Source organism: Mesorhizobium sp. M8A.F.Ca.ET.021.01.1.1 (genome assembly GCF_003998025.1).
In the GTDB taxonomy this organism is placed as follows: domain Bacteria; phylum Pseudomonadota; class Alphaproteobacteria; order Rhizobiales; family Rhizobiaceae; genus Mesorhizobium.
In genome coordinates this window covers 1-7,056 of the sequence record NZ_RZSJ01000304.1, presented here as the reverse complement: position 1 = coordinate 7,056, position 7,056 = coordinate 1, and the positions used below count along the sequence as shown (strand labels likewise).

6 protein-coding genes and 1 pseudogene are annotated in these 7,056 nt (G+C 64.7%); 4 read left to right on the top strand and 3 right to left on the bottom strand.

Annotated features, from left to right (window positions below; all coding sequences use genetic code 11):
- Together EOA36_RS21695 and EOA36_RS21690 are read left to right on the top strand one after the other, a co-directional pair.
- Window positions 1–292, top strand: a pseudogene (locus tag EOA36_RS21695) (penicillin-binding protein); the annotation flags it as partial.
- A 63-nt stretch (window positions 293–355) separates the two neighbouring features.
- Window positions 356–1,108: an SDR family oxidoreductase gene (locus EOA36_RS21690; protein WP_127279360.1), complete on the top strand. Its 753-nt coding sequence runs from the start codon at window positions 356–358 to the stop codon at window positions 1,106–1,108.
- 21 nt (window positions 1,109–1,129) lie between these two features.
- Here the strand turns inward: EOA36_RS21690 and EOA36_RS21685 are convergent, their stop codons facing one another.
- Window positions 1,130–2,050 carry a zinc-binding dehydrogenase gene (locus tag EOA36_RS21685; protein ID WP_127279359.1) on the bottom strand — a complete coding sequence of 307 codons (921 nt, stop codon included), beginning with the start codon at window positions 2,048–2,050 and terminating at the stop codon, window positions 1,130–1,132.
- Between the two features lie 95 nt (window positions 2,051–2,145).
- Here EOA36_RS21685 and EOA36_RS21680 point away from each other — a divergent pair, with 95 nt between their 5' ends.
- Window positions 2,146–2,955 carry a helix-turn-helix transcriptional regulator gene (locus EOA36_RS21680; protein WP_127279358.1) on the top strand — a complete coding sequence of 270 codons (810 nt, stop codon included), beginning with the start codon at window positions 2,146–2,148 and terminating at the stop codon, window positions 2,953–2,955.
- A gap of 25 nt (window positions 2,956–2,980) precedes the next feature.
- Here the strand turns inward: EOA36_RS21680 and EOA36_RS21675 are convergent, their stop codons facing one another.
- Both EOA36_RS21675 and EOA36_RS21670 read right to left on the bottom strand, forming a co-directional pair.
- On the bottom strand, window positions 2,981–4,765 hold the full coding sequence (locus tag EOA36_RS21675) for a cation:proton antiporter (protein WP_127279357.1): 1,785 nt from the start codon (window positions 4,763–4,765) through the stop codon (window positions 2,981–2,983).
- A gap of 205 nt (window positions 4,766–4,970) precedes the next feature.
- Window positions 4,971–5,420 carry a host attachment protein gene (locus tag EOA36_RS21670; RefSeq protein WP_127279356.1) on the bottom strand — a complete coding sequence of 150 codons (450 nt, stop codon included), beginning with the start codon at window positions 5,418–5,420 and terminating at the stop codon, window positions 4,971–4,973.
- 381 nt (window positions 5,421–5,801) lie between these two features.
- Between EOA36_RS21670 and cysG the strand changes: the two genes are divergently transcribed.
- A partial coding sequence (gene cysG / locus EOA36_RS21665) for a siroheme synthase CysG (protein ID WP_127279355.1) occupies window positions 5,802–7,056 on the top strand: 1,255 nt, incomplete at its 3' end.

Sequence of the window (7,056 nt, the reverse complement as noted above, 5' to 3'; positions counted from 1 at the left end):
GCCGGATACCATTGTGCCCGACGACATTCCCTCGGCCGACAACAACCAGCCGGCACCGGTTCCGTCGGCTTCGGTCGGACAGCAAGCGCCGACCGTGCAGGCGTCGGCACCGGCCAGGCCAGCGCCGGTCCGCGCGGCGCGACCCGCCCAGACCGTCGATGCCGATGGTTTTGACATGCCGGCTGACAATGGCACGACCGCCTCGGTCGGGCATCCGGTCCCTCCGGGCAGCGTTGGCGGTCCGTTGAAGAAGAAGCGGACTTCGATCCTCGACATTCTCGGTGGCGGCTGAGCGTCAATCCGCCTCTCGCCAGCGCCACGGTGTTCGGCTACACCTCCGTCCGGAGACCGCGACATGGCTGAACTCGACACCAGAAAAACCATCGTGCTGACCGGCGCCAGCCGGGGCATCGGCCATGCCACGGTCAAGCGCTTTTCGCGCGAGGGCTGGCGCGTCATCACCTGCTCGCGCCAGGCCTTCGCCGAGGATTGCCCGTGGCCTGCCGGTCCCGAGGACCACATCAAGGTCGATCTCGCCGATCAGGAAGATGTCGGTATTGCCGTGTCGGAGATCCGTCATCGGCTCGAAGCGCATGGCGGCCAGCTCAATGCGCTGGTCAACAATGCCGGCATTTCGCCCAAGCTCAGGGATGGCAACAGCCGGATGAACTCGATCGACACGCCGATGCATGTCTGGCGCGACGTGTTCCAGGTCAATTTCTTCGCGCCGATCATGCTGGCGCGCGGCCTGTTCAAGGAACTGGCGGCCGCAAAAGGCTCGATCGTCAACGTCACCTCGATCGCCGGCACCCGCGTGCATCCCTTCGCCGGCACCGCCTACGCGACGTCGAAGGCCGCACTTGGCTCGCTGACGCGCGAGATGGCGCATGATTTCGGCCCGCACGGCATCCGCGTCAACGCCATCGCGCCGGGCGAGATCGACACGGCGATCCTGTCGCCGGGCACGGAAAAGATCGTCGAGACCATTCCACTGCGGCGCCTGGGCACCACGGCGGAGGTCGCCGACATCATCTTCTTCCTGTGCTCGGCCCAGTCCTCCTATGTGTCCGGCTCGGAAATCCACATCAATGGCGGCCAGCACGTGTGAACTGGTCGGGCCCAGGGCTGCTCATCCTGCCATGGTGAGAACGGCCTTGCCGCTGAAGCTGCGTTGCCGAAGGGCTTCCAGGGCCTGAGCGATATCAGTCCACGGCACGGTCAAGGCGACGCGGGTCTCCAGCCGGCCAGCCGCGACCAGGGCGAGCAGTGTGGCGATGTCAGCGCCGATGGCGGAACCGGACGTGTAGTAGGCGAATGTCTGAAGCCTTGCCCCTTCGTGACCCGGAACGAACTGGCGGAATCCAACCGGCGTGAGTTCGCCGCTGCTCGAACCGAAGATGACGATTGTCCCACCGGGCGCGACGCGTTCGATCGCATGTGCGAGGCTTTTGCCGCCGACCGACTCGGTGATCAGCGAAAACGGCCCTTCGGCCTGCTCGATCGACTCGACGATCTGCTCGGCCCCCAGCCCACGCAGATCCTCGTGGTGCCGGCCGGCGGCGATGGCGGTCACTGAAGCACCCTGCTCGTGGGCGATCTGGATCTGGAAGCGGCCGACGGCACCGCTTGCACCGGTGATCAAGACCTTTAGGCCGGCCAGGTCACCGCCATGGCGCAAAGTCCTGAGCGCCGTCGTGCCCGCCACCGGAAGCGTGGCTGCCGAGACGAAGCCGACCTCGTCCGGCAGGATCGCGAGACGATCTGTTGAAACGGCGACCCGCTCGGCCCAGCCGGCCTGGTCGACCAAAGCCGCAACCCGGGTGCCCACGACCGGCCCGGAGCCATCGGCGGCCGCGCGTTCGACAACCCCAACGATATCCTGGCCGGGTATCCAGCCGTTCGGACGGATAGTGAGCAGGCGCAGTTCCCCCCGGTTCAACGAGGTTGCCTGGACCGAGACGACCGCCTCGTTCGCGAGGGACCGAGGTTCTTCGACCTCGGCGAGTCTCAATCCCGAGGCGCTGTCGGATGATATGACTAAGGCGAGCATGGGTGCGTACCTTCTTGCTGAAGGCCAGAACTTATCGGCTTCTCCGCTTGAAGAATTTAGCTATCATGGCATTTAATCGCTAAAAGTAGTCAATCATGAGACAGCCTCTTCGCTATCCCTGGGACAACTTCGATGTCGATGACGTTCTGGCGCCTGCCATCGCCGTTCGTGTCGACGTCACCGAAACCAGAGCGGAGGTTCCCGCCCATTGGCACCGCAAAGGCCAGCTCGTCTTTGCGCTCGGAGGCGGCGTCACATGCCGCGTTCCGAGCGGCCTGTGGATGGTGCCGCCGCATTGCGGGGTATGGATCCCCGGTTCCATGGAGCACAGCAACATCGCGACGGCCAATGCCCGGATCTTCTTCGTCTACATCGAGCCGGGAGCCGCCGAATTGCCGGGCTGGTGCTGCACGCTCTCGATCTCGCCGCTGCTGCGCGAACTGATCGTCGAGCTGTCCGACAGCGTGCAGGACGACAAGGCAAGGGATGAGCTTTTGATAAGGACGCTGCTTAGCGAGTTGCCGCGCATGCCTGTCCAGCAGCTGCATCTGCCGATTTCATCCGAGCCGCGATTGAGGCGGATCGCCGACGTGCTGGCGCAGGACCCCGCCAATCGCAGCACGTTGGCACAATGGGCCAATCGCGTTGCGCTGAGCGAAAGCAGTTTGGCGCGTCTCGTCGTCAAGGAGACTGGCTTGAGCTTCGGGCGCTGGCGCCAGCAATTGCACCTGATCGTCGCCATTCGCGAGCTGGCCTCGGGTGCGAGTGTGCAGCAGGTCTCGGGCGATCTCGGCTATAGCTCGGTCACCGCCTTCATCACCATGTTCAGGAAGGCGCTTGGCAAGCCGCCTGCAAAATACCTTGGCAGCGTCGCGCAAAATGGCGGCTCGGCATTCGTGGCTTGAATACCGCGCCTGTGGTGCGGTTGGCTCAGGCCGCCGTTGGTTCGGCCGCGCCCGGCTTGGAACCGAGTACCTCTTCGACGATGCCGCGAGCGATCTCGCGTTCGCCCATGATCACCGTGTCGGCGCCTAATCCCTTCAGATGCTCGACCTCGGCATCGGAATGGGCGCGGGCGACGACGTTGATGTTGGGATTGGCGGTGCGTGCCCGCAGCACGATCTGGCCGGCCTCGAAGGCATTGGGGATGGCAAGGATCAACCGCTTTGCACCTTCAGGATTGGCGGCGGCGAACACTTCGGCATTGGCGGCATTGCCGGCGATGGTTTCGATGCCGTCGGCTTTCAGTCTGGCCAGCGTCTTGTCGGCATCCTCGATGGCGAGGAAGGGCAGGGAGGCTTGTTTCAGTGCGGCACCAACAAGGCCGCCGACCCGTCCGTAGCCGATCAGGATTGTGTGGTTGGTGAGGCTCGTCTTCGGCGGCGGACCGTCTTCGGCTTTCGCCATTGCGGCAACGGAGGCCACCTGACCCGGTTCCGTCGCCGGACCAACCGGCTTGGCGTCCACCGGCGGTGCCGTCCTGGTGGCGCGGGCCTCCAGCCAAGGCTTCATCCAGTCGATGACCAGGAACATCAGCGGGTTGAGCACGATCGACAGGATGGCCCCCGCAAGGATGAGGTCGCGGCCCTGTTCGGGCAGAAGTTTCAGCCCGACGCCGAGTTCGGCCAGGATGAAGGAGAATTCGCCGATCTGGGCAAGGCTGGCCGAAATCATCAAGGCCGTGGCCAGGGGATAGCCGAAGGCGACGACGATGACGAACGCCGCCAGCGACTTGCCGATGACGATGATGGCCAGCGTCGCCAGGATCGGCAGGCCGTTGCTGATCAGGCTGAACGGGTCGAACAGCATGCCGACGGAGACGAAGAACAGCACCGAGAAGGCATCGCGCAGCGGCAGCGATTCTTCCGCCGCTCGGTGGCTGAGCTCGGATTCGCTCATGATCATGCCGGCGAAGAAGGCGCCCAGCGCCAGCGAGACGCCGAACAATTTTGCCGCGCCGAAGGCGACGCCGAGGGCAATGGCGAGCACCGAGAGACGGAACAGCTCGCGCGACCCGGTATGGGCGACGTAGTGCAGGATCCACGGAATGACCCGGCGGCCGACCACCAGCATGACGACGACGAAGGCGGCAACCTTGGCCAGCGTGATGCCGACGACACCCCAGATGCCATAGCTGGCCGGCAGCGTCAGCAGGCCGCTCGAATGGGCATCGGCCTGTTCCTGGCCGCCGAGCACGCCGGCAAGCGCCGGCAGCAGCACCAGCGCCAGCACCATGGCCAGGTCCTCGACGATCAGCCAGCCGACGGCGATGCGGCCGCGCTCGGTCTCGATCAGCCGGCGTTCCTGAAGTGCGCGCAGCAGCACCACGGTCGAGGCGACCGACAGCGCCAGGCCGAACACCAGGCCCGCGCCCATCGACCAGCCGAGCATCCAGGACAGCCCGGCGCCGAGTGCGGTGGCAAAGCCGATCTGGACGATGGCGCCAGGCACGGCGATGGCGCGGACCGACAGAAGGTCCTTGAGCGAAAAATGCAGGCCAACGCCGAACATCAGGAGGATGACGCCGATTTCGGCCAATTCGTTGGCAAGCCCGGCGTCGGCGACGAAACCGGGCGTGTTCGGCCCGACCAGCACGCCGGCTACGAGATAGCCGACCAGTGGCGGAATGCGGAAACGATTGGCGAGAGCGCCGAAGACGAAAGCCAGCCCCAGACCGGCGACGATGGTGGCGATAAGGGGCGTGTCATGCGGCATTGTCTATGGAGCGCCTTTCAAGCTAGCGATGTCGGATATGCGCCGCCCGAAGCCGTCGCCTGGCTTGCAATATGGTGGAAGCGGTAACGATGATGCAACCCGCAAGGGTACGAAAAGCGACGCCGCGGCGACAAAATGCCGGACCGGCGAACGGATGCCGCCGATCTGTTCGAGCCCGCGATGGTATTCGTCCTGTTGCCGGCGATCAGGCTGCCTGCAGCAAGGCCTCGATCTCGGAAATGTCGTGGTTGGTCATGGTCTTCGGGATCTCGGCCGTCACCTTGTCACCAACCTCCTTATGCAGCTTCTTGCGCATGGCACCGAGCACCACCGGTGGGGCGACAAGCACGATGCTGTCGAACTCGCCGTCATGGGCAAGCTTGTAGAGCCGGGCGGCAATCTCCTGGGCGAAGCGTTCCTTGCCGATACGGTGCCAGTCGGTCTCCTCGACCGCGCTGCGGTGTACGGATGGGCCATCATTGTATCGGCCCGGGCTGTCGCTTCCCTGTTCGCGTGTGGGCGGGTTTTCCTGTTCCATCACCTGCACGACTTCAAGGTTGGGAAATTTGTTGTCGCCGGCATTCTTGAGCAGGAGCGCCTTTTCACCGTCGGCCACCAGAACCCAAATGCCATGCTTCAAATTGATCGTGTTCATGAAAACGCTCCTTGTTGAGTGGTGGCTATTCCGGGAACGCGTTCTGGCCGGTCACGTTCCAACTGAAACGACGGACCGAGCGGTCGCGAAGACGGGCGGCGAACATGAAATCGCCTCTGCACGACTTTAATCTACTGAATTGGTAGAATTTAGAAAAAACTATTTTGCGGGACAGGTCGCCGGCAGCTAAAAGTGCCTGAAATCAAGGCCTGTTTCGACGGCCCTGGTGTGCTCAGGACATGGGCGTGGAATATTTTTCTCCTGCTCTTCGCGGTTGCGAAAAAGCGATTGCCTGTCCATCACCGGATGAGCGAGTGCTTTGCTTCTGCTTTTTTATGCCTGGGCGTAAAACTGCGAAACTGTTCCCGGATTGCTTTTCTGATGCCGCAAGCCACCACCAAGCTCAATGCCTTTCCCGTCTTCGTGCGGGTCGAGGGCGAAGCCGTGGCCATTGTCGGCGGCGGCGAGCAGGCGCTGGCCAAGGCGCGGCTGATCGCCCAGTCGAGCGCGGTTCTGTACATCATCGCCGCAAATGCCGAACCGGAGCTGTTGGCCTTCATCGCCGAGACCGGCGCGAACCATGTGGCCGCCGGGTATGACGCCTCACGGCTCGAAGGCGCCGTGATGGTGTTTGCCGCCAGCGGCGACGAGACGCTCGATCGTCGCGTGGCCGCCGACGCGCGCCGGCTGGGCATTCCGGTCAATGCGGTCGACCGGCCGGACCTCTGCGATTTCTTCACGCCTGCGCTGGTCAACCGCGCGCCGGTCGCCATTGCCATCGGCACCGAAGGCGCAGGCCCGGTGCTGGCGCAGATGCTGCGCGGCCGCATCGACCGCATGCTGTCGCCGTCGCTTGGCGCGCTGGCGGCGCTTGCCGCCTCGTTCCGCAATGCCGCCGAGAGATTGCCCAGGGGCAATATACGTCGCCGTTTCTGGAGCGACTTCTTCGGTGGAGCGCCGGCGCGCGCGGTCGAGGCTGGCGAATTTTCGCGGGCGCGCGAAGCCGCCGCCGATCTGCTGACGTCCGACGCGCCCGTTCGCGGCCACATCGCCCTGGTGGGCGCCGGTCCCGGCGCCGAGGATCTCCTGACCCTGCGGGCGCATCGTCTCCTGATGGAAGCCGACGTCATCGTCCATGACGCGCTGGTGCCGGAGGCGGTCGTCGCCATGGGGCGCCGCGATGCCGAGCGTCTGCCGGTGGGAAAGCGCAAGGGCTGCCACACCAAGAGCCAGGCCGAAATCAATGCATTGCTGGTGGAGCTCGGCCGTGCGGGCAAGCGCGTCGTGCGGCTGAAGTCGGGTGATCCGCTGGTGTTCGGGCGCGCCGGCGAGGAGATGGCGGCGCTGCGCGATGCCGGCATCGCCTATGAGGTGGTTCCGGGTGTCACCGCGGCCTTCGCCGCTGCCGCCGATTTCGAGCTGCCGCTGACGCTGCGCGGCGTTTCCTCCTCGATGGTGTTCACCACCGGCCACGATCTCAAGGGCAATTCATTGCCAGACTGGGCCAAGCTCGCCATTTCCGGTGCTACCGTCGCCGTCTATATGGGCCGCTCGGTCGCGGCCGAAGTTGCCGGCCGGCTGATCGAGGCCGGCCTATCGCCGGACACGGCGGTCGCCGTGGTCGAGAATGCCAGCC